This window comes from Muricoccus roseus (assembly GCF_900141905.1).
Lineage (GTDB): Bacteria > Pseudomonadota > Alphaproteobacteria > Acetobacterales > Acetobacteraceae > Roseomonas > Roseomonas rosea.
The window spans coordinates 45,151-65,811 of record NZ_FQZF01000008.1 but is presented as its reverse complement, the minus strand read 5'-3'; the positions used below and the strand labels follow the sequence as shown (position 1 = coordinate 65,811).

19 protein-coding genes are annotated in these 20,661 nt (G+C 71.3%); 7 read left to right on the top strand and 12 right to left on the bottom strand.

Going from position 1 to position 20,661, the window contains the following annotated elements:
- The first annotated feature begins 15 nt into the window (after positions 1–15).
- The 5 genes from lptF (at position 16) to rsmA (ending at position 7,007) form a co-directional block, all read left to right on the top strand.
- The gene (lptF, locus tag BUB97_RS08230; protein ID WP_073133518.1) at positions 16–1,203 is read left to right on the top strand and encodes an LPS export ABC transporter permease LptF; all 1,188 of its coding nucleotides are present in this window, start codon (positions 16–18) and stop codon (positions 1,201–1,203) included.
- Entirely contained in the window at positions 1,200–2,318 is a 1,119-nt protein-coding gene (gene lptG, locus BUB97_RS08225) for an LPS export ABC transporter permease LptG (protein ID WP_073133516.1), read from the top strand. Before lptF ends, lptG begins: the two co-directional genes overlap by 4 nt.
- Positions 2,315–4,696, top strand: coding sequence for an LPS-assembly protein LptD (locus BUB97_RS08220; RefSeq protein WP_245818233.1), 2,382 nt, complete (start codon positions 2,315–2,317; stop codon positions 4,694–4,696). Before lptG ends, BUB97_RS08220 begins: the two co-directional genes overlap by 4 nt.
- A gap of 92 nt (positions 4,697–4,788) precedes the next feature.
- Complete coding sequence (locus BUB97_RS08215; RefSeq protein WP_086062009.1) at positions 4,789–6,129, top strand: peptidylprolyl isomerase; 1,341 nt, start codon at positions 4,789–4,791, stop codon at positions 6,127–6,129.
- A gap of 44 nt (positions 6,130–6,173) precedes the next feature.
- Positions 6,174–7,007 (top strand): 16S rRNA (adenine(1518)-N(6)/adenine(1519)-N(6))-dimethyltransferase RsmA, encoded by an 834-nt coding sequence (gene rsmA / locus BUB97_RS08210; RefSeq protein WP_073133743.1) that lies wholly within the window; start codon positions 6,174–6,176, stop codon positions 7,005–7,007.
- 293 nt (positions 7,008–7,300) lie between these two features.
- Here the strand turns inward: rsmA and BUB97_RS08205 are convergent, their stop codons facing one another.
- The 9 genes from BUB97_RS08205 to BUB97_RS08165 all read right to left on the bottom strand — a co-directional run bounded on the left by BUB97_RS08205 (position 7,301) and on the right by BUB97_RS08165 (position 15,016).
- A complete protein-coding gene (locus tag BUB97_RS08205) occupies positions 7,301–7,693 on the bottom strand; it encodes a hypothetical protein (RefSeq protein ID WP_073133514.1) in 393 nt (130 codons plus the stop codon).
- Positions 7,694–7,777: 84 nt separating this feature from the next.
- Positions 7,778–8,224, bottom strand: coding sequence for a hypothetical protein (locus BUB97_RS08200; protein WP_073133512.1), 447 nt, complete (start codon positions 8,222–8,224; stop codon positions 7,778–7,780).
- Positions 8,225–8,256: 32 nt separating this feature from the next.
- Positions 8,257–9,771, bottom strand: coding sequence for a glycerol-3-phosphate dehydrogenase (gene glpD / locus BUB97_RS08195; RefSeq protein WP_245818232.1), 1,515 nt, complete (start codon positions 9,769–9,771; stop codon positions 8,257–8,259).
- On the bottom strand, positions 9,771–10,619 hold the full coding sequence (gene phnE / locus BUB97_RS08190; RefSeq protein ID WP_073133510.1) for a phosphonate ABC transporter, permease protein PhnE: 849 nt from the start codon (positions 10,617–10,619) through the stop codon (positions 9,771–9,773). Before phnE (BUB97_RS08190) ends, glpD begins: the two co-directional genes overlap by 1 nt.
- Positions 10,616–11,410, bottom strand: coding sequence for a phosphonate ABC transporter, permease protein PhnE (gene phnE, locus BUB97_RS08185; protein ID WP_245818231.1), 795 nt, complete (start codon positions 11,408–11,410; stop codon positions 10,616–10,618). The genes phnE (BUB97_RS08190) and phnE (BUB97_RS08185) overlap by 4 nt, the downstream gene beginning before the upstream one ends.
- Positions 11,407–12,174 (bottom strand): phosphonate ABC transporter ATP-binding protein, encoded by a 768-nt coding sequence (gene phnC / locus BUB97_RS08180; RefSeq protein ID WP_175562585.1) that lies wholly within the window; start codon positions 12,172–12,174, stop codon positions 11,407–11,409. The genes phnE (BUB97_RS08185) and phnC overlap by 4 nt, the downstream gene beginning before the upstream one ends.
- Positions 12,171–13,304 carry a phosphate/phosphite/phosphonate ABC transporter substrate-binding protein gene (gene phnD, locus BUB97_RS08175; protein ID WP_245818230.1) on the bottom strand — a complete coding sequence of 378 codons (1,134 nt, stop codon included), beginning with the start codon at positions 13,302–13,304 and terminating at the stop codon, positions 12,171–12,173. The genes phnC and phnD (BUB97_RS08175) overlap by 4 nt, the downstream gene beginning before the upstream one ends.
- The gene (locus BUB97_RS08170; RefSeq protein WP_073133506.1) at positions 13,301–14,137 is read right to left on the bottom strand and encodes an HAD-IIB family hydrolase; all 837 of its coding nucleotides are present in this window, start codon (positions 14,135–14,137) and stop codon (positions 13,301–13,303) included. The genes phnD (BUB97_RS08175) and BUB97_RS08170 overlap by 4 nt, the downstream gene beginning before the upstream one ends.
- 48 nt (positions 14,138–14,185) lie before the next feature.
- Positions 14,186–15,016: a DeoR/GlpR family DNA-binding transcription regulator gene (locus BUB97_RS08165; protein ID WP_245818229.1), complete on the bottom strand. Its 831-nt coding sequence runs from the start codon at positions 15,014–15,016 to the stop codon at positions 14,186–14,188.
- A 67-nt stretch (positions 15,017–15,083) separates the two neighbouring features.
- On the opposite strand from BUB97_RS08165, the gene phnD (BUB97_RS08160) reads away from it, so the two are divergent.
- Positions 15,084–16,064, top strand: a complete 981-nt coding sequence (gene phnD, locus BUB97_RS08160; RefSeq protein ID WP_073133736.1) for a phosphate/phosphite/phosphonate ABC transporter substrate-binding protein — start codon at positions 15,084–15,086, stop codon at positions 16,062–16,064.
- 54 nt (positions 16,065–16,118) lie between these two features.
- On the opposite strand, the gene BUB97_RS08155 is transcribed toward phnD (BUB97_RS08160), so the two are convergent.
- From BUB97_RS08155 to BUB97_RS08145, 3 genes are all read right to left on the bottom strand, one after another.
- Positions 16,119–16,985, bottom strand: a complete 867-nt coding sequence (locus BUB97_RS08155; RefSeq protein ID WP_073133505.1) for a choice-of-anchor L family PEP-CTERM protein — start codon at positions 16,983–16,985, stop codon at positions 16,119–16,121.
- Positions 16,986–17,103: 118 nt separating this feature from the next.
- Complete coding sequence (locus tag BUB97_RS08150; RefSeq protein ID WP_073133503.1) at positions 17,104–17,862, bottom strand: hypothetical protein; 759 nt, start codon at positions 17,860–17,862, stop codon at positions 17,104–17,106.
- Positions 17,862–18,929, bottom strand: a complete 1,068-nt coding sequence (locus BUB97_RS08145; RefSeq protein ID WP_073133501.1) for a GSCFA domain-containing protein — start codon at positions 18,927–18,929, stop codon at positions 17,862–17,864. Before BUB97_RS08145 ends, BUB97_RS08150 begins: the two co-directional genes overlap by 1 nt.
- Before the next feature lie 136 nt (positions 18,930–19,065).
- Between BUB97_RS08145 and BUB97_RS08140 the strand changes: the two genes are divergently transcribed.
- Positions 19,066–20,541, top strand: coding sequence for an MFS transporter (locus BUB97_RS08140; protein ID WP_073133499.1), 1,476 nt, complete (start codon positions 19,066–19,068; stop codon positions 20,539–20,541).
- Positions 20,542–20,661: the final 120 nt, after the last annotated feature.

The window sequence follows — 20,661 nt, the reverse complement described above, 5'->3', positions numbered from 1 at the left end:
TAGGTTGCGCCCCCCATGAGCCGCGTCACGCGCTACATATCGAGGCAGATCGCCCTCAGCCTGCTGGCCGTGACCATCGGCCTGGCGGCGCTGATCTGGCTCACCCAGTCGCTCCGCTTCATCGAGCTGGTGCTCGACCGCGGCCTGCCCTTCTCGGTCTTCCTGGAGCTGACGGGGCTGCTCCTGCCCTCCTTCTTCGCGGTCATCCTGCCGATCACGACCTTCGTCGTGACCCTGTTCACCTATGTCCGCCTCTCCACGGACCGGGAGCTGGTGGTGATGCGCGCCGCCGGGCTTTCGGACTGGCGTCTGGCCCGGCCGGCCCTGATGGTGGCGCTGGTGGCGACCGGGCTCGGCCTGATGCTGCAGACCTGGCTGGTGCCGATCTCCCACGCCGCCTTCCGCGAATGGCAGTTCGAGATCCGCAATCAGATGGCCGCCATCCTCCTGCAGGAGGGGGTATTCAGCAGCGTCAGCAACGACCTGACCGTCTATGCCCGCATCCGCGAGCGGGACGGGACGCTGCGCGGCATCCTCATCCATGACCAGCGCGAGCCGGGGGCGCCCGTGACCATCCTGGCCGAGCGCGGGGTCATCCTGCCCAGCCCGAACGGGCCGCGCGTGGTCCTGCTCAACGGCCAGCGCCAGCAGATGGAACGCGCCGTGCCCCCCAATTCTCCGCCCGGGACCCCGCCGCAGCCGCGGCTGACCGTGCTGGCCTTCGGCGAGAACAGCGTGGACCTGGCCCGCACCAGCCGCACCGAGGATTCCCGCAACCGCGACAGCCGCGAGCGCTTCGTGGGCGAATTGCTGAACCCGGACCCGGAGGAGGGGCTGCCGGAGCGCGACATCCGCAAGTTCAAGGCGGAAGGGCATGGCCGCCTGGCCTCGCCCTTCACCGCCCTGTCCTTCGCCCTGGTGGGGCTGGCGGCCGCGCTGGCCAGCGGCTTCCGCCGGCATGGCGGGGGGCTCACCGCCGTCATCGCGGTGGGGGCGGTGGTCTCGCTCCTGGCGCTCGGGCTCGCGGTGGGCAATCTCGCGGCGCGGGATAACCGCTTCATCCCGCTGATCTGGCTCCATGTCCTCGGCCCGGGGGTGATCGCGGCCTGGGTGCTCTCCGGCGCGCCGGGCTGGCCGCGCCGGGCGCCGCCCGTCGCCGGCCCGGCGCCGGCCGGCGAATTGTCGCGGCGGGCCGCCGGGTGACCTTTCCCCTGACCTTCGGCGCCTATGTCGCGCGCCGCTTCGCCGTCATGTGCCTGATCATGCTGGCGGCGCTGACCGGCCTCGTCGCGCTGTTCGACTTCATCGAGCTGCTGCGCCGCGCCGCGACGCGTGAGGCGGGCTTCGGCATCGTGGCGACCATCGCCGCCCTGCGCGTGCCCTTCGTGGCCATGCAGGTGCTGCCCTTCGCCATCCTGCTCGGCGGCATCCTGGCCTTCTGGCGCCTTGCCCGCGGCTCGGAGCTGGTGGTGGCGCGCTCGGCCGGCATCTCGGCCTGGGGCTTCCTGCTCGGGCCGGTCCTGGTCGCCACCATGCTCGGCGCCGGCGCCACGGCCGGGCTCTCGCCCCTCTCGGCCATGCTGCTCGCGCGGGCGGAGCGGTTGGACGCGGCCGTGCTGCGCAACACCGCGGGCATCACCACCCTGGCCGGCGGCCGGCTCTGGCTCCGTCAGGCGGACCGGGAGCTGGACCCGCAGGGCGTGGCCATCCTCTCCGGCCGCCCGGCGGCCCGCAGCCCGGCCTCCGGCATGGCCTTCGCCCTGGAGGAGGTCTCGGTCTGGCGCATCTCGGGCGCGGACCGCTTCCTCGGGCGGGTGGAGGCGCCGCGGGCGACCCTTGCGAGTGGCGCCTGGGTGCTGGAGAGCGCGATCTCCTTCGGCCCGGACCGGCAGGCCAGCCCCGCGCATGAGCTGCGCCTGCCAACGGAGCTGACGCCGGACCGGATCGAGGACAGCTTCGCGAGCCCGGACACCCTTTCCTTCTGGGTGTTGCCCGACTTCATCTCCGTGCTCGAAGATTCGGGATTCTCCGCGGTGCGGCACCGGCTGCAGTTCCATTCCCTGCTGGCCTTGCCCATGCTGGCCGTCGCCATGGCCCTTCTCTCCGCCGGTTTCTCGATGCGCGAGGCCCGCAAGGGCGGCGTCGCCCAGATGCTCGGGGCGGGCGTGGCCGCCGGCTTCGCCCTGTTCCTGCTGGACCGCGTGACCGGCGAGTTCGGCGAGACCGGAACCCTGCCCGTGGTGCTGGCCGCCTGGGCCCCCGCGGCGGCCGGCCTGATGTGTGCGGTGGCCCTTCTGCTTCACCTGGAGGACGGATGACGGACGTGACCGGGCGGAAGCACCCCGAGGCGATGCTTCCCTCCCGCCGCAACCGGCTGCTGGCCGGCACGGCCTTCCTGGCGATGCTGGCGCTGCCGGCGGGCCTGCCCGCGCCTGCCCTGGCACAGGGCGCCCCGCTGACCCTGCGCCCGGACCAGCTGGGCGCCGGCATGGGCCCGATGGGCGCGCCGGCGACGCAGCCGGCGGCCCCCAGGGCTCCCGGAAGCCCGCTGCTGGGCGGTGGCGGCGCCGCGAGCTTCGACCGCGACGCCCCCGTGACCTTCACGGCCACGGAGGTGGAGTACGACCAGAACGAGAACCGCGTGACCGCGAGTGGCGCGGTGGAGGCCTGGCAGGGCGAGCGCATCCTGCGCGCCGACCGCTTCACCTATGACCGCGACACCGGCATCGCGATCGCGGAGGGCAACGTCCAGCTTCTGGAGCCCGACGGGCAGGTTCTCTTCGCGGACCGCGTCGACCTGCAGGGCGGCATGCGGGATGCGGTGGTGCAGGGGCTGCGTGGCCTGCTGGCCCAGAACGGCCGGGTAGCCGCCAACGGCGCCCGCCGTCGCACGACGGAAAGCGGGGCGGTCATCATGGACCTCTCCCGCGTGGTCTATTCGGCCTGCGACCTCTGCGCCGACGACCCTCTGGCGCCGCCGATCTGGCAGCTCCGCTCTCGGCTCGCGACCCAGGACGGGGAGGCGCGGCGTATCCGCTTCCGCGACGCCACGGTCGACTTCGCGGGGGTGCCGGCCTTCTACACGCCCTACCTGTCGATGCCCGACCCGTCCACGCCGCGCTCCTCGGGCTTCCTCACGCCCTCCTTCGGCCAGACGAACTATCTCGGGGCCTTCGCGGAGGTTCCCTATTACTGGGCGATCGATGATTCCAGCGACGTCACCATCACCCCGATGGTGGCGACCCAGGCGCCGCCCAGCGGCTTCTTCAACTACCGCCAGCGCTTCAACTTCGGCCAGCTGAGCGCCCAGGGCTCGCTCGGCTACATGAACGGCAAGGAGTCGAGCGAGGAGAAGGGCTGGGGCGGGCATATCTTCTCGCGCGGCAGCTTCGTCATCGACGAGAACTGGCAGGCCGGCTTCAGCGTCAACCGTGCGACGAGCGAGACCTATCTGCGCGCCTACCGCCAGCCCGCCACGGCGGTGCTGAGCAGCACGGCCTATGCCGAGGGCTTCTGGGGCTACAACTCCTATGCCCGCATCCGCGCCCTGGCCTTCCAGGGCCTGCGGGAGCAGGACGAAACCAGCCGCATCCCCTTCGTCCTTCCCGACATGTATTACGAGACGGTGCTGGGCCGGGACTCGCTGGGCGGCACGCTGACGGCCGATGCCACCGCCTTCCAGATCTACCGCAGCGAAGGCACCCAGACCCGCCGCCTCGGCACCCGGCTTCGCTATGAGCTGCCGCGCTTCGACAGCATGGGCGGGCAATGGACCTTCCGCATGCAGGCGGACGGGCTGGGCTACAACGCCACCAACCTGAACCTGGCGCCGAACTTCAGCGAGGAAAGCACGACCACCACGGCCACCGGCAACATTCGCGTGGCGCTGGACTGGCGGCTTCCCCTGGTGCGCTCGGCCGGCCGCCTCGGCACGCAGCTCATCGAGCCGCGGATCCAGCTCGTGACCGGCCCGAACACCGGCCGCCAGACGGACATCCCGAACGAGGACAGCCTCGACTTCGAGTTCACCGACGCGAATCTCTTCGAGCTGAACCGCTTCAACGGGCGGGACCGGCAGGAGGGCGGCACGCGGGTGGACGCGGCGCTGCGCGGGGCCTGGTACTTCCCCAATGGCGGCTCGGTGGAGGCGCTGGCCGGGCGGTCCTTCCGGGCCTCGGACGAGGCGGTGTTCCAGGAGCGCTCGGGGCTGGAGAAGCGGGCATCGGACTGGGTGGGGCGGGTGACCGTCGCGCCCACCTCGTGGTTCGACGTAACGGCGCGCACCCGGCTGGACGGCGAGACGGGCGACCGGCGGATGGTCGACACCTCGGCCGGCTTCGGGCTGGACCCGGTCGGGCTGCCCGGCACCCGCTTCAACCTGGGCTACCTCTACCAGATCCCCTCCACGCTGCGGACGCCCGTCCGCTACACGCGCGAGGTCTATGGCGGCATCAACACCCGGATCGGCACCTATTGGCGCGCCGGCGTCTTCGGGCGCTACGACATCGAGGACCAGCGCGGCGTGGCGGCGGGCGTGACCGCCGCCTATGAGGATGAATGCGTCGTCTTCGAGGGGCGCTTCTTCCGCTCCCTGGCCGAGAACCCGAGCACAGGGCGCACCTATCCCGGCGGCACGACGGTCGTCTTCCGCATCGCGCTGAAGACCGTGGGAGACTTCTCGCTGCGCGCCCTCTAGGGCGCCTCTCCCGCCCAGGTTGAAACGAAACGCGACAACGGCCATCCACGGGATCGCTTCAATCCCGGGCGCGCATGGTCTAGGAACCCGCCATGCGACGCTTTCCCCGCCTCCGCCCGGCGCTGCCCGCCCTTCTCGGCCTGTCCCTCGGACTGCCTCTCCTGATGCAGCCGGCCGATGGCTGGGCGCAGCCGACGGGGCGCCAGGCGCAGTCGCGGCAGGCCCAGCCCCCGGCCGCCTCGCTCAACCGGATCGTGGCGGTGGTGAACGGCGACGTGGTGACCGAAGCGGAGGTCCAATCCCGCGCGCGCCTCTTCGCCCTGAATGTCGGGCTCGCCCCCCAGGGCGACCTGCTGACCCGGATCCGTCCGCAGATCCTGCGCCAGCTGATCGAGGAGCGGCTGCGGCTCCAGGACATCCAGCGCCGCCGCATCCCGGTTGGCGATGATGAGGTGGCCCAGGCCATCGGCGATATCGAGCGCCGCAATGGCCTGCCCCAGGGCGGGCTGCGCGCCCAGCTCCGCACCGCCGGGATCGAGCCCCGGGTGCTTTACGACCAGATCCGCTCGCAGATCGGCTGGTCGCGGCTGATCCGTGGCATGCTGGGCCCGCAGGCCGAGCCCTCGGAGGATGCGATCCGCGAGGCCGTGGCCGCCCATGCCGCCCGGGTGGGCCAGCCGGAGTACCTGGTGTCCGAGATCTTCGTGCCCGTGGAGGACCCCTCCTCCGCCGGGGAGACGAAGCGCTTCGTGGACGACGTGATCGCGCGGCTCCGTCAGGGCCTGCCCTTCCCGGTCGCGGCCACCCAGTTCAGCCAGAGCCAGACGGCGCTGCAGGGCGGCGACCTTGGCTGGGTCAGCGCGGAGCAGCTGGACCCGGAGGTCGCCTCGGTGGTGCAGCGCATGCCGCCCGGGGCGATCTCCAACGCCGTGGAAGTCCCCGGCGGCTACCAGATCGTGTCCCTGCGCCAGAAGCGCGAGACCGGCCGCGAGAACGCGACCATGATCACCATCCGCCAGGCCTTCCTGCCCTTCTCCTCCCCGCTGGACCCGCAGAACCCGACGGAGCAACAGCGTAACCAGCTGACCAAGGCCCAGGCCATCCGCGGCGGCTGCGACGCGGTGGAGGCCGCGAACCGAGCCGCTGGCGCGGCCCGCCCCGCCGATCCGGGCGGTGAGGTTCGGCTGGAGACGCTGAACCCGCCCCCGCTGCGCCAGCTCGTCTCCGGCCTGGCCCCCGGCCGGGCCAGCCAGCCCATCGTCACGCCGGACGGCATTCTGGTGATCGCGGTCTGCACGCGGGAGACGCGGAACCTGGCGAGCTTCACTCCGGAGATGGCGAAGGCGCAGCTGGTGCGCGACCGGGCGGAAAACCTCTCCCGCCAGCAGATCCGCGACCTGCGCCGCCGCGCCACGATCGAGATGCGCAACTAGGCCGGCGAGACAGGCCGGCGGAGCGCCAGGGCATGGAAGCGCGCATGCAGCCGCCCCTGACCCCGCTTCCCACCCTTTCCGAGACGGTACACCGGCATGGGCTGGCCGCGCGCAAGGCGCTGGGCCAGCACTTCCTGCTCGACGAAGCACTGTGCGGCCGGATCGCACGGCTGGCGGGGGAGCTGGCTGGCCGCCAGGTGCTGGAGGTCGGCCCTGGCCCCGGTGGTCTGACCCGCGCGCTGCTCGCGAACGGCGCGGACCATGTGCATGCGGTGGAGCTGGATGCGCGCGCCGTCGCCGCCCTGGCGGAGCTGGAGGCGGCCTATCCGGGCCGGCTGACGGTGATCGAGGCGGATGCGCTGAAGGTGGACCCGGTGGCGCTGATGCCGGCACCGCGGCGAATCGTGGCGAATCTTCCCTACAATGTCGGCTCGCCGCTGCTGATCGGCTGGCTCGCCCGGGCGGGCGAGTTCGAGAGCCTGACGCTGATGTTCCAGCAGGAGGTGGCCGAGCGGATCGTCGCCGCCCCGGACACCGAGGGCTACGGCCGCCTGGCGGTGGCCGCCCAGTGGCGCTGCGACGCGCATCTCGTGCTGCGCCTGCCGCCCGGCGCCTTCAGCCCGCCGCCGAAGGTGTGGTCCGCCGTGGTGCATCTTGTGCCCCATGCGGAGCAGCCCGAGCCGGAACTGGCCCGCGCGATGGAGCGGGTGACGGCCGCGGCCTTCGGGCAGCGCCGAAAGATGCTGCGGGGCTCGCTGAAGTCCCTGGGCGAGGCGGAGGCGCTGCTGGCCGCCGCCGGGATCGAGCCCACCCGGCGGGCGGAGACGCTGGCGGTCGCGGAGTTCGAGGCGCTGGCCCGCGCGCTGCTCGCTCGGTAGGGGGGCAGGGTGCTTTGAGGGCTCCGCCCTCAACCCGCCAAGGGCCTGAGGCCCTTGGAACCCCGTCTGACTGCCGTGGATGCCCCGGATCGGTGGGGGTCCTGATTGAAGGGGACTGACCCTGCGTTTGCAGTCGCCTCGGGTCGTGGATCCGAGGCGCACCGTCAGCCCCATGATTCCAAACTTCTAGAAAAAGATGATGGGTCGAAGGCACTGCCTTCGACGGGGCCGGGGGAGGCAGAATTCCTTCTCCCTCTCCCCGGGACAGAACGCCCCATCAGAAAGGGACTGGATCAGCCCTCGGCCAGCACGTCCAGCACCAGCACCGAAGCCTCCGGCGCCCCGAGGCAGGCCGCCCAGTTCGTGGCTTGCCGCTTGGCACGGCGCTCATCCACCGGGCCGATCTGGATCTGCAGGGGGAAGGGGTAGTCTTCGGCGGCTTGCTCCACCACGGGGATGGCTGCCTCGTCGGCGGCGAGCACCTGCACGGCCACGGGGCTGGCCGGCATCCAGATGCTCGCGACAGCCTGGGACCGCGTGATGGCTTCGAGCATGGCGGCCATACCGGGCGTTCCGCCCTTGCGGACCAGTAGGGCGATCACCGCGGAAGGCGGGCGCGACTGGGTCAGGACACCGTCCGCGACGGTCTCGGCGGCGGCGGGATAGGGCCAGCTGATGATGGTCATGCGAAGTTTATGCGTGACCCGCGTGACAGGCGCGGGATGGCTTCGTGACAGCTCGATGAAGGCCGCTGCTCCGGGCCGGGAATGTCAGCGCCGGTCGCAGGCTTCCCCGGGCTTGCAGCCGCGCTGCAGGGCGCGCTCGGCCATGCCGGTCACGGCTTCGAAAGTCAGGCGGTTCAGCGTGCCGATGAGGCGCGCTGCGTTCGGGCTGGCCTGGATGGCGGCGCGGATGGAGCCGTCGGCCAGGGCGCCCCGAAGGGCCTCCGGGCTGAGTCCTTCGGCGAGGGCGGCGGCCAGGGCCTCCCGATAGGCGGGCTCGGCGGTCGTCAGCTCGGCGTCGATGGTGGCTCGGAGTTCCGCGGCTTCCGTGCCGCTGCCATCCCCGGCGGCGCCGAGGACGAGGCCGCGCAGGTCGGGGAGGGTGCCGCGGTGCCGCGCCACATAGTCCCGCGCCAGGGCGAGGGCTTCCGGCGTGGCTTGCGCCAGGGCGGGCAGGGCGGCCAGGAGCAGGGCGGGGAGGAGGCGTCGGCGCATGGGCCGGTGATGCGCGCCTCCGCGCCGCCTGGCTAGGCCACCGCCGCCAAGCCGCCGAAGCGCTCGGCGAAGGCCTCGCGCTCGGCCGGGGTCATGTGCAGCCCGCGCTTGGTCCGGCGCCACAGCACGTCGTCCGGTGCTGCCACCCATTCCTGGGCCCGCATCCATTCCAACTCCCGCGCCGTGATGCCGCCGCCGAGATCGCCGCCCATCGCCTCGATGGAGGTGGCGCCGTCGATCACGCGCTCGAGCAGGCTGCCATGGGTGCGGATCAGGCGGTCCAGCAGCGGGCGGTCCAGCCAGGGATGGGCGCGGGCCATGCTCTCGGTGAAGGCGGCGCGGGAGAGGCCGCCGAGGTCGCCGCCGGGGAGTGCCGCCTTGCCGGTCCAGGGCGTGCCGGGGCGGCCGAGCGCGCGGGTGATCTGGCCTGTCGCATCCTCCGCCAGGCGACGATAGGTGGTGATCTTGCCGCCCAGCACCGTTAGCAGCGGCGCGCCCTCGGTATCCATGGAGAGGGTGTAGTCGCGCGTGACGGCGGAGGGGTTGTCCGAGCCGTCGTCATGCAGCGGGCGCACGCCGGAATAGGTCCAGGTGATCTGGTCGGGCGTGACGGGGTTGCGGAACTGGCGGGAGACGGCCTCGCAGAGATAGGCGGCCTCCTCCGGCGTGCAGTGGGGCGTGCCCATGGCGGGGTCATGCGGCACGTCGGTGGTGCCGATGAGGGAGAAGCGCTCCTCATAGGGAATGACGAAGACCACGCGGCGGTCGTCATTCTGCAGAATATAGGCCTGGCTGCCCTGGTAGAGGGCGGGCACCACGATATGGCTGCCGCGCACCAGCCGCACCCGGCCCTTCAGCGCCGTGCCGGTGGCACCCTGCGCCACCGTCACCCAGGGCCCGGCGGCGTTGGCTATGGCGCGGGCCCGCACCGTGCGGGGCGTGCCGTCCGCGTGGCGCAGCGTGACGCTCCATCCATCGGGGCCGCGCTGCGCCGTTTCGAAGCTCGTGCGCGGCAGGATGGTGGCGCCACGATCCGCCGCATCCCGCGCATTCAGCAGGACGAGGCGGCTGTCCTCCACCCAGCAGTCGGAATAGGCGAAGCCGCGGGAGAATTGCGGCTGGCGCAGCGGCTCGCCCTGCGGAAGGCGGTCCAGCTCCAGCGCCTCGCTGCCCGGGAGGGACACGCGGCGCGCGAGATGGTCGTAGAGGAAGAGGCCCGCGCGGATCATCCAACGCGGCCGCATCTCCGGCCGATGGGGCAGTACGAAGCGCATGGGCCAGACGATGTGCGGCGCGATGCCCAGCAGCACCTCGCGCTCCGCCAGGGCCTCGCGTACCAGCCGGAACTCATAGGTCTCGAGATAGCGGATGCCGCCATGGATGAGCTTGGAGGAGGAGGAGGAGGTCGCCTCGGCGATGTCGCCCTTCTCCACCAGCATCACCGAAAGGCCGCGGCCGGCCGCGTCGCGCGCGATGCCGCATCCGTTCACGCCGCCCCCGATGACCAGGAGGTCGACGCTGCCCATGGGGTCCTGGGGGGTGTTCATCAGAGAAGCCTTGCCCGCACGCGGGTCACCACGATTTCCGCGACCAGCACAACGGCCAGGATGGCCAGGAGGATGGTCGCGACCTGATCCCACTGGAAGAAGTTGATCGCATCCTCCAGCACCACGCCGATGCCGCCGGCGCCCACCAGGCCGAGCACGGCGGATTCGCGCACGTTGATGTCCCAGCGGAACAGCGCCACGCCCCAGAAGGCCGGGCGGATCTGCGGCCAGACGGCCTTGAGCATCTCCGCGCCCCAGGGGGCGCCGGCCGCGCGCAGCGCCTCGCGCGGGCCGGGGTTCATCTCCTCCAGGGCTTCCGCCAGCAGCTTGCCGACGAAGCCGATGGAGCGGAAGGCGATGGCGAAGACGCCCGCCGCCGCGCCGGGCCCGAAGACCGCGACGAAGATCAGCGCCCAGACGAGCGAGTTGACGGAGCGGGATGCGACGAGCCCTACCTGCGCCAGCGCGTTGAGTGCGGGGATGCGGCAGATGTTGCGTGCCGCCATCAGCGCCAGCGGGATGGCCATGACGAAGCCGAAGGCGGTGCCGAGGCTGGCGATGTGCAGCGTCTCGATCAGCGCGGCATGGATGCCGCGCGGATAGGCCGCGAGGTCGGGCGGCCACATCCGCACCAGCAGGTCCGCCATCTGCTCCGGCGCATCCGCGAGGAATTCCGGGATGATGTCGATCGTGCGGATCGCCCAGACCACGGCGGCGACGATGGTGAGGAACATGATCCAGCGCGTCAGCCGCTCCGCCGGGCTGTGGCGGATCCATTCGCGCCGCAGGGGCGCGAGCGGGTCATGCGTCGCGGCCACGGCCGCGCCCTCGGACGGGATGCCGCTCATCGCATGCTGGCCCGGATGCGGCCGGAGACGATCTCGGCCAGGAGGATGAGGGCGATGATGGCGATGAGGATCGCCGAGACGAAGTCATAGTCGAAGCGCTTGAAGGCCGCGAAGAGCGTGCCGCCGATGCCGCCCGCGCCGACGATGCCGACCAGCGTCGAGTTCCGCAGGTTGCTGTCGAGCTGGTAGAGGCTGAAGCCGACGAAGCGCGACGCTACCTGGGGCAGCACCGCATAGAGCAGCACCGCCATGGTGGAGGCGCCGGTGGAGCGAACGGCCTCCACCTGCTTCATCGAGATCTCCTCCACCGCCTCGGCGAAGAGCTTCGCCACGAAGCCGATGGAGGCGATGACGAGGGCGCAGATGCCGGCCAGCGCGCCGAAGCCGATCGCCTTCACGAAGAGGATGGCGACGATCACGTAGTGCAGGCTGCGGCAGACGGCGATGAAGGCGCGCACGGGGCCCGAGACCCACCAGGGCGCGATGTTGCGCGCCGCGAGCAGCCCGAGCGGCAGGGAGAACAGGATGCCGAAGACGGTGGCGAGCACCGCGATCTGGATGCTCTCGATCATGCCCTCGAGCAGCAGTTCCCAGCGGGCGAAGTTGGGCGGCACCATGCGCGCGAGGAAGCGCGCGCCTTCGCCGAGGCCCGTGACGAAGCGGCCGAGGCCGAGGTCGAGCTGGGTCGCCGCATAGACGAGATAGGCGAGGATCAGCAGGCCGAAGATCCGCATCCCCCAATCGGGGGCGAAGGCCCGGCGCGCGGTGCCGCGGAGGGCGGTGTCGCTCACAGCCAGTCCTCGCCGCCATAGATCTGGGTGAGATGGCTGTCCTGCAGGTCCTCGGGCTTGCCGTCGAAGACGATGGCCCCGCCATGCATGCCGACGATCCGCTTCGCGTAGCGCTTGGCCAGTGCCACGTTGTGGATGTTGATGATCACCGGCACGCCCTCGGCGCCCGCCAGCGTCGTCAGCATCTCCAGCACCTCGACCGAGGTGCGGGGATCGAGCGAGGAGGTGGGCTCGTCGGCCAGGAGGAGGTCGGGCTTCTGCATCAGCGCGCGGGCGATGCCGACGCGCTGGCGCTGGCCGCCCGAGAGCGCATCCGCGCGGCGGGTGGCATGCTCGGGCAGGCCCACCGCGTCCAGCAGCTGGAAGGCGCGGGCGATGTCCTGCTCCGGATACTTCCGCAGCCAGGCGCGCCAGAGCGGGACGTAGCCAAGACGCCCGCAGAGCACGTTCTCCATTACGGAGAGGCGTTCCACGAGGTTGTACTCCTGGAACACCATCCCGATCCGCCGGCGGGCGAGGCGCAGGGCCCGCCCGCTCAGCTTCGCCATGTCCACGCTTCCCTCGGCACTCCGCAGGCGGATCTCGCCCTGGGTGGGCTCGACCAGCCGGTTGATGCAGCGGAGGAGCGTGGACTTGCCGGTGCCGGAGGGGCCGATGATGGCCGTGATCCCCTCCGCGCCGACGGACAGGTCCAGGTTCCGCAGCACCGGCTTGCCGGCCACGTACTCCTTGGTGAGCCCGCGGATGTCGAGGGCGGCGCTCACGGCTGGCGCGCCGGGGCCGGGGCGGCCGCGCCACCCGATGCTCCGCCAGCCTGGGGCACGTTATGCACGCCGCCGCTCTGGGTCTGGGTACGGGCGGCGTTGCGGCGCGCCTCGGCCTCCAGCTCCTTGCGGCTCTCCTCGTCGAAGGCAGCACGGGTGTAGGGGGCGTTCACCGCATCGGCCACGGCGCGCACAGGGGCCCATTGCTCCGCATAGGTCGCGGGCCAGAAGCGGTCATTGCCGCCCAGGTCGCGCGCCATCGCCTCGGGGAAGCGGTATTCGAGGAAGCACTGGCGGATCTTTTCCTGCAGCTCCGGCCGCAGGTCATGCGCCATGGCGAAGGAGGAGGTGGGGAAGGGGTCGCTCTCCCAGATGACGCGGAAGTTGTCGCCGCGCACCTGGCCGCGCGCGACCATGCGCGAATAGACGTCGGACGCGACCGGCGCCGCGTCGTAGTCGCCCGCGTTCACGCCCATCACGCTGCGGTCATGCCCGCCGGAATAGAGCACGCGGTAATCCTCGTCCGGCTTCAGGCCGAGGCCGGGGAAGAAGGCGCGCGGGGCGAGGTTGCCCGAATTGGAGGTGGCGGAGGTGTGGGCGACGCGCTTGCCCTTGAGGTCCGCGAGCGTGCGGTAGGGGCTGTCGGCGCGCACCAGCATCACCACGCGGTAGCTCTCGAACCCGTCCGGCCCGCCCTTCACGGCGAAGGGCACGGCGCCGGCCAGATTCACGGCGAAGGCCGTGGGACCGGTGGAGAAGCCCGCGACATGCAGGCGGCCGGACCGCATGGCCTCGACCTGCGCCGCGTTGCTCGTCACCTGGAAGTAGACCGTGCGCTTGCCGGTGCAGCGGGTGAGGTGGTCGACGAAGGGGCGGAACTGGCTGGCATAGAGGGCCGGGTCTTCCACCGGGGTGTAGGTGAAGACGAGGGTGGAGGGATCGCGCTGGCGGGCCGCCTCGGGCGTGTCAGCCACGAGGTTGCGGTCGTTGTCGCAATAGCCCTCGTCTAGCTGGCCGCGGAAGCAGGCGCCCTGCGGGGCCGCGGGGGCCTGGGCGGTGGCGGGCAGGGCCATGAGCCCGGCGGCCAGCATGGCCCCCGTCGGCAGGGTGGCCATCATCCAGTTCTTCATGCGGCGTTCTCCTCCAATGCGTTCTGGCGTGCGGCCAACAGGGCCCGCGCGAATTCCGCGAAGCCGCGCCCGCCCGGCGCCTCGGTGACATAGGCGGGGGCGGATGCGATCCGGTCCAGGAAGGGCAGCACATTCGCCACGCCAACGGAAAACGGAATCGCGGCGAAGAGCGGTGCGTCGTTCGGGCTGTCCCCCAGGAAGGCGACCTGGTCCAGCACCGTGTGCAGCGGCGCGAAGCGGGCGGCGAAGAGGTTCTCGATCCCCGCGCGCTTGTCCCAGTCCCCGAACCAGGCATTCACATGGATGGAGGACACCTTGGCCTGCGCCCCACCCGCCTCGAACACGGCGGCGATGCGCGCGGCTTCCTCGAGGGGCAGGGGGCCGGCATCCTCGGCGAAGTCCACCGCGGCGTCGAAAAGGCGGAAGGGCTGGTCGGAGGCCAAGCGCGTGCCGGGCACGGCGGCCATCGCCTCCCCGGCCAGGGCCATCAGGCGGTCACGGTTGGCCAGCCGGGAGGGTTCGTTCTGGGCCTGCCAGCGGATCATGCGGCGGGCGGCCCGGTCCTCGGCATACCAGAGGGCGCCGTTCTCCCCCACCACCGCCGCCACCGGCCATTGCCGGGCGATGGCGTCGCACCAGCCCGCCGGGCGCCCCGTGACCGGGACGACGGATAGCCCGGCCCGGGCCAGCGATTCCATGGCCGCATAGGCAAGGGCGGGCAGGCGCCCATCCTCGGTCAGCGTGTCGTCGATATCCGTCAGCACGTAGCGAAGCGCGGCGAGGCCTGAGGCCGGGGCGGCGCTGAGGGGCTGCGGGGCGTGCCGCTGGACCAAGCTTCTTCCTCCAATTGATGTGGAGGATGCCACTCCTAATGTGGAAGGTCAAACATCTCCTGCGACATGCACCTGCACGCCCGCGCGGTCGAGCGCGGCGGCTAGGGCAGGGGGCGGGGGCGCATCGGTCACCAGGTCGGTCAGCACAGCCAGCTCCGCCACGCGCTCCAGGTAGCCCCGGCCGAACTTGCCGGAATCAAGCAGCAACATCCGGCGCGGCGCCCGGTCCAGCATGGCGCGCTTGACCCAGGCGGCACGGCTTTCCGCGTCGGTCGGGCCCTCCAGCGTCAGGCCGGAGGCGCCGATCACCGCCACATCGGCGCTGAAGCGGCGCAGGAAGGCATCGGTCTCGGCTCCGTAGAGGGCGCGCTCCGTCGCGTAGAACTCGCCGGGCGCAACGAGGACCCGCAGCTGGTCCGTCTCGCCGGCGGCGGAGACAACGGGCAGGCTGTTGGTGATCAGCGTGGCCGCCGTGCCGCGTGCGGCCAGGGCCTGGGCGAAGCGGGCGGTGGTGCTGCCCGCATCGACCATCAGCACCGCGCCGGGCTCGACCAGCGTGGCGGCCGCAGCCCCGATCCGGGCGCGCTCCGCCCCCGCCATCGCCTCGCGGGCCAGGAAATCGGGCTGTACCCCGGCATGGGTGACCGAGGCGCCGCCATAGGTGCGGCGCACCGCCCCCATGGCCGAAAGCGCCTCGATATCCCGCCGGACCGTCTCGCCCGAGACGCCGAATCGGGCTGCCAGGGTGCTGATCCGCACCGTGGGATCCGTGCTGAGCGCCTGGAGGATGGCCGCGTGCCGCGCTTCCTTCCCCGGCGCGCCTTCCTGCCGCCTTGCCATGGGCGGCAGGGTGATGGGCCGGCGCCCGGTGTGCAACATGCCAACCCCTTGGCCTGCCTCGCCAGGCCATGACAGGCTGATGAAGAATGAAATCCGGAGCCGCCCCATGATCCGTCGCAGCCTCCTGGTCGCCGCCGGAGCCCTTCTTCCCCTCGCGGCGCGTGCCCAGGTTGGAAGCGGCGCGGCGCGGCCGCCCGCCCCACCCATGCCGGCGCCGGGGCGGCGGGACTGGGCGTCGCAGGTGCCGCAGATCCGGCTCGGGGTGCTGGGCGGGGAATCCGAGAGCGACCGGCTGGGCCGCTACGACGCCTATCGCAAGCTGTTCGAGGATACCTTCGGCGTTCCCACCCGCATGTTCTTCGCCTCCGACTATTCCGGCGTGCAGCAGGCCTTCGCCGCGAAGCAGCTGGAGATCGCGAACATGTCCCCCGCCGCCTATGCCGGGGTGTGGCTGGACACGAATGGCGGGGTGGAGCCCATCCTGGTGACGCAGGAGCCGGATGGCAGCACCAGCTATGTCGCGCTGATGTATGTGCGCGCCGATTCCGGCATCACGAAGCTGGAGGAGATGCGCGGCAAGGCCATGGCCTGGTCCGACCCCAACTCCGCCTCCGGCTATCTCATCCCGCGCGCGGAGCTGCGGGCGGCGGGGATCACGCCCGAGACCTTCTTCGGCCGCACGGGCTTCGCGGGCGGGCATGACCAGGCTCTCGTCGCCGTGCTGCAGAGGCAATATGACGCCGGGGTCTGCTGGTCCTCCGGCCAGGGCGACGAAAGCCGGGGCTTCTCCCGCGGGGTGCTGACCGCCGCGGTGGAGAAGAAGCTGCTGGACATGAAGGACATCCGGATCATCTGGCGGTCCCGCCCGATCCAGAACGGGCCGGTCGTCGTGCGCTCCGACCTTCCAGCCAGCTTCAAGAAGGACATGGTGGACTTCCACCTCGCCCTGCCGGCCGCGCATCCCGAGATCCACAAGGCGGTGGAACGCGGCAGCGCGGTGGGCTGGGTGCCGACGCGGCACGAGGACTACGCGGTGTTCATCGACATGCGGCGCGCCGAGGCGGCGGAGCGGCGGCGCCGGAACTGAGCGAGGGGAGGCAGCGCGCCCCGTGCTCGGGGCGCGCTGCCGTCATGGCCCGCGTCAGGCCGTGCGGCGGCGCCGTGTGGCGGCGAGGCCGAGCAGCCCGAGCCCGAACAGGCCGAGCGTCGCCGGCTCCGGCACCGGGTTCTCGATGCCGCCGCCGCCCGTGGCCGTGCCCGCCTTCAGCCCGCTGAGGAACACGCCGCTGTCGAAGATGCTGTCGGAGGTGTCGGCGATGCCGATGGCGAGGGTATGGGTGGCCAGGCTGGCGTCCAGCAGCCCGGTCACGGTGAAGACCCGGGTGAGCCCGTTATACTCAATCCCGTAGAGGCCGGCGCCGACGGGGTTGTTGATGAAGTTGGTCGGATTGCCGGGCGTGTTGGAGATCAGCTCGCCGCTCGGGAACTTCGCGTAGTTCACGCCATCGACGAAGAAGCCGAAGATGTCGGTCACGGTTTGGGTCGGAAATTCCTCCGTCCCGAACACGAACTGCATCGACACCGCGTTCTGGCCCGGATCCACGGTGAAGCTGTATTCCAGCACGTTCGAGTCATTGGTGTTGGTGCCAGCCAGGGTGGTCAGCGGCGCATAGCCGGGGCTGGGCGAGTTGACCGAGGTGTTGTTGATGGTGTTGGTCAGCGGGATATTGGCCGAGCCGGTCGTGAGCAGCACGCCGTCCCCGAGGGTCAGCGTCGGCGAGGAGCCCGAGCTGGGCGCCAGGTTGAAGCCGCTATAGGTGCCCTGCTGCTCCGACGTGCCGATCAGGTTGCTGGTCACCACGTTGATGCCCGAGGAGGGGGCGAGCAGGGCGGAGGTGAGGGTACCCACGTCATTGGTGGTGGTGATGGCCAGGGCATGGGCCCCGGACGGATTCAGGGCCAGGGTGGCGAGGCCGGCCACGGCCACGCTCAAGAGGGCTTTGCGCATGGGGAATCTCCCGACTGCAGGTTGCTTGGACGCGCCGGGCAGGTGATCCGCGCGGCGCCGCGTCCTTTGCAACGGGCGTGCCTCTTCGTAACACTATGAGAATGAATGGAAATTTTGGCTAGTCGGGACGTTTCGTAAGTGTTTCTGACACGCGGGCCTCTTGCTTCATGCCGGCTTGCAGGATGAGCGGAACCATCGCCTCGCCATAGAGCGCATTGGCATGGTGGAAGTCGCGCCCACCCTCGCGCAGCTCCTCGCGCAGCCAGCCGTCCTCGAAGGCCTCGGCGGGCGGGAGCACGGCGGGGAGGCCGATTCCGGCCAGCGTCTCCGTCATCGTCTCGCGCACCATGGCGTCGATCCGGAGGGCGACCTCGGGGCGCATGATGTTGCGGGTGATCGCGATGTCATCGGCCCGGACCGGCGGGCCGCTGACCACCACGGCCGGGACGCCGAGCGCCGCGACCGCGCGCAGGAACTCCAGGATGTGGCGCGCATGGTGCAGGTAGGCCGCGCGGATCATGCCCGTGGAGAGCGGGATCTCGCCCTGCCGGGCCTCCTGCCAGGGGGCGTGCCGGCGCCAGCTGGGGTCGCGGGTGAAGGGCTGGATGGTGAAGCCCATGACGAAGGCATAGACGCGCCCGGGGCGCGAGGCGTCGAGCACCGGCGTGCCGTTCAGCTGGGTGAGCGCCTGCGCCGCCTCGGGGTCGGTGAGGCGGATGCCATCGGGCTCGCGCGCGAAGAAGGGCTGGAGGAGGCGTGGTGAGGAGCAGAGCTTCACGGCGCTGGCGGCGCAGGGCAGGGGGCCGCGCCGGGCGAGCTGCGCCAGCCCGCGCCCGAGGGCGACGCTGTGCGAATCCCCGAGGATGACGACCTCCATCAGAAGCGCACCAGCTCCAGCTTCGCCTCGTCGCAGATGATGTCGCCTTCCGGGCTGTCGTCCGGCCGCGTCCGCGTGGAGGCGGGCGTCTCGGGCGGAGGCGTGGCCGGCGCCTCGCCGCCATGGGCGGCGAAGAAGTGGCGCAGCACCAGCTCCACCCCGGCGGCCGAGACCTCCCGCAGGTTCGGCTGGAAGAAGGCGCCGCGCATCGCGGGCGCCGTCACGATCTCATAGGAGGGGAAGTAGTCCACGAAGTCATGCGCCGCCGACAGCTCCCCGGCCACGGCGCGCAGCACCGACTTCGAATGGGTGGTCGCCACCAGCACATGCGCGTCCTCCGCCGTGGCGGTGAGCGGCACGGGGGAGACGGTGAGCAGCACCTTGAGGGCCGGGTTGCGCTGGCGGAGCGCGGCGAGCAGCTCCTCCATGTCCCGCATGACCTCGGCGAAGGTGAAGTTGTGGAAGCCATGGCGCGCGGAGTCGAAGCGGCCGCAGATCGTGCCGGGGCAGGTGGGATGGACCGCGCCGTCCTCCTTCGACACCCAGGCCTCCGTCAGGCCGAGGGTGAAGACGAGCAGCTCGGCCTGCAGGAACATTCGCCGGACTGCAGGGAAGTGCACGGTGTCGCGGATGTGGCGGAGCTCCTCGGCGGAGGCGAAGCCGCCTGGCTCGACGGAGGGGCGGAAGGGGTCGTAGGCCCGGCCTTCCCAGAGCACCACGTCCTCCGCCGGCCGGAAGGCGCCGGTGGCGCGGCGATAGAGCTGGAGCAGCTGCCGCGCGGTGTAGACATTGCCTGAGCGGGTGGAGAAGAGGCCGTAGCCGAAGCGGGCATGATCCTCGGGCGCGAGGATGCCCGGCGGCTTCTCATGCTGCTGGTAGTGGAAGCCCGAACGCAGGAGCTGGCGCCCGATATGCTGGGCAAAGCAGCTTCCGGCGGAGACGATCCGCATGCTGCGCGTGATCTCGAATTTCGGGGCATAGAGGTCCCGCCATTCCAGCGGGTTCCGTTCCGCCACCGCGCTGCGCCAGAAGTTCCGGTCCGGAAGCCGGGAATAGGGATGGCTCATCCGAGGAAATCCTGTGCCGCCGGAAGGTAGGGGGGGCCGTCGCGGAGCGTCAACCGCGGGCGGGACGGGAGCGCTCGCCTGAAGGTGACGCGGCCCGCCATTCCAGCCCTGGCGGGATGGGCCTAACCCCTGCGCCATGCCCGCCCCGCCACCACGCCGTCCGCTGATCCTCGCCTCCGTGATCGCGGCGATGTTCATGATCGCGATCGAGGCGACAATCGTCGCCACCGCCATGCCGCAGATCGCGGGGCAACTGGGCGACCTGCATCTCTACGCCTGGGTCTTCGCCTCCTTCCTCCTGGCACAGACCGCGATGACCATGGTCTTCGGCAAGCTGTCGGACAGCCATGGGCGGCGGCCGGTCATGCTCTGGGGCATTGCCATCTTCCTGCTCGGCTCCCTGCTCTGCGGCTTCGCCTGGTCCATTCCCTCCCTGATCGCCTTTCGCCTGGTGCAAGGCGTGGGGGCGGGGGCCATCCAGCCCGTCTCCCTCACCATCGTGGGGGACCTCTACTCGGTGAAGGAGCGCGCGAAGATCCAGGGCTGGCTGGCCAGCGTATGGGGCATTTCCTCCGTGCTCGGGCCGCTGGTGGGCGGGCTGATCGTGGAGCGGATGGACTGGGCCTGGATCTTCTGGATGAACCTGCCCGTGGGCGTGCTGGCCGCCGCCGGCTTTGCGGCCTTCCTGCGGGAGGATGTGGCGCGGCAGGGACGGCCGGTGGACGTGCTGGGCGCGCTGCTCCTCACCCTCGCCCTGGCCGCGCTGATGACGGCCGCGACCGAGCCGGGCAGCCGGCTCTCCCTCGTCGCGGGCCTGCTGGCCGTGACCGGCACGGCGGCTTTCCTGTGGTGGGAGGCGCGGGCGCCGGACCCAATCCTGAACCTCCGCCTCTGGCTGCGGCGCCCGGTGGTCACGGCCAATGCCACGGTGCTGTTCAGCGGCATGGCCATCATCGGGCTGACCGCCTTCCTGCCCATGTATGTGCAGGCCGTGCTCGGGCGCTCGGCGCTGGCGGCGGGCTTCGCCCTCACCATGATGGTGCTGGGCTGGCCGATCGGTGCCACCATGGCCGCGCGCGCCTTCGGCCGCTTCGGGCTGCGCGCCTGCCTGCTGCTGGGGGCGGCGTTGCTGCCGGTCGGCGCGCTGGGTTTCGTGGCGCTCGGCCCCACCTCCTCCGCCGTGCTGGCAGGGGCGGGCTCCTTCGTCATGGGGCTGGGCATGGGCTTCCTCAGCGTCTCGGCCATCGTGATGCTGCAGGAGAGCGTGGGCTGGGCAGAGCGCGGCGCCGTCACCGCCTCCAATGTCTTCTCCCGCAACCTGGGCAGCGCGCTCGGGGCCGTGGTGCTGGGCGGGGTGCTGAACCTCAGCCTGGCCAGCCAGGGCGGCGCGGCCGCCGAGATCGACTTCGAGGCGATCCGCCGGCTGCTGGAGCAGGGCCAGGGCATCGTGCCCGATGCGGCCGTGCGGATGGCGTTGGCGGAGGGGCTGCACCTCACCTTCTGGGCCGTGTTCGTCCTGTCCGTGGCAACGCTGCTGCTCGCGCTGCTGGTGCCGCCCTTCGTCGCGCGCACCCGGCCGCAGGAGGCGGCAAGCCGCGCTCCGGCCGATTAGGGCCGGTCAGGCGGGGCTTGCGGGGCGGTCCGGACGGGTCTTTTCCGTCCCTGCGTCGTTGCCGAGCTTGCTGATGCAGTTGGCCAATGCAGGGAGCATCGGCCGTGCTCGGTGCCTGGC

Coding starts and splice junctions, on each gene's coding strand:
- lptF (WP_073133518.1), top strand. CDS start 16: ATGAGCCGCGTCACGCGCTACATATCGAGGCAGATCGCCCTCAGCCTG.
- BUB97_RS08145 (WP_073133501.1), bottom strand. CDS start 18,929: ATGAGCCATCCCTATTCCCGGCTTCCGGACCGGAACTTCTGGCGCAGC.
- BUB97_RS08205 (WP_073133514.1), bottom strand. CDS start 7,693: ATGACCATCATCAGCTGGCCCTATCCCGCCGCCGCCGAGACCGTCGCG.
- phnD (WP_073133736.1), top strand. CDS start 15,084: ATGATCCGTCGCAGCCTCCTGGTCGCCGCCGGAGCCCTTCTTCCCCTC.
- BUB97_RS08200 (WP_073133512.1), bottom strand. CDS start 8,224: ATGCGCCGACGCCTCCTCCCCGCCCTGCTCCTGGCCGCCCTGCCCGCC.
- phnD (WP_245818230.1), bottom strand. CDS start 13,304: ATGAAGAACTGGATGATGGCCACCCTGCCGACGGGGGCCATGCTGGCC.
- BUB97_RS08140 (WP_073133499.1), top strand. CDS start 19,066: ATGCCCGCCCCGCCACCACGCCGTCCGCTGATCCTCGCCTCCGTGATC.
- glpD (WP_245818232.1), bottom strand. CDS start 9,771: ATGAACACCCCCCAGGACCCCATGGGCAGCGTCGACCTCCTGGTCATC.
- BUB97_RS08165 (WP_245818229.1), bottom strand. CDS start 15,016: ATGTTGCACACCGGGCGCCGGCCCATCACCCTGCCGCCCATGGCAAGG.
- rsmA (WP_073133743.1), top strand. CDS start 6,174: ATGCAGCCGCCCCTGACCCCGCTTCCCACCCTTTCCGAGACGGTACAC.
- BUB97_RS08215 (WP_086062009.1), top strand. CDS start 4,789: ATGCGACGCTTTCCCCGCCTCCGCCCGGCGCTGCCCGCCCTTCTCGGC.
- BUB97_RS08220 (WP_245818233.1), top strand. CDS start 2,315: ATGACGGACGTGACCGGGCGGAAGCACCCCGAGGCGATGCTTCCCTCC.
- BUB97_RS08155 (WP_073133505.1), bottom strand. CDS start 16,985: ATGCGCAAAGCCCTCTTGAGCGTGGCCGTGGCCGGCCTCGCCACCCTG.
- BUB97_RS08150 (WP_073133503.1), bottom strand. CDS start 17,862: ATGGAGGTCGTCATCCTCGGGGATTCGCACAGCGTCGCCCTCGGGCGC.
- phnE (WP_073133510.1), bottom strand. CDS start 10,619: ATGAGCGGCATCCCGTCCGAGGGCGCGGCCGTGGCCGCGACGCATGAC.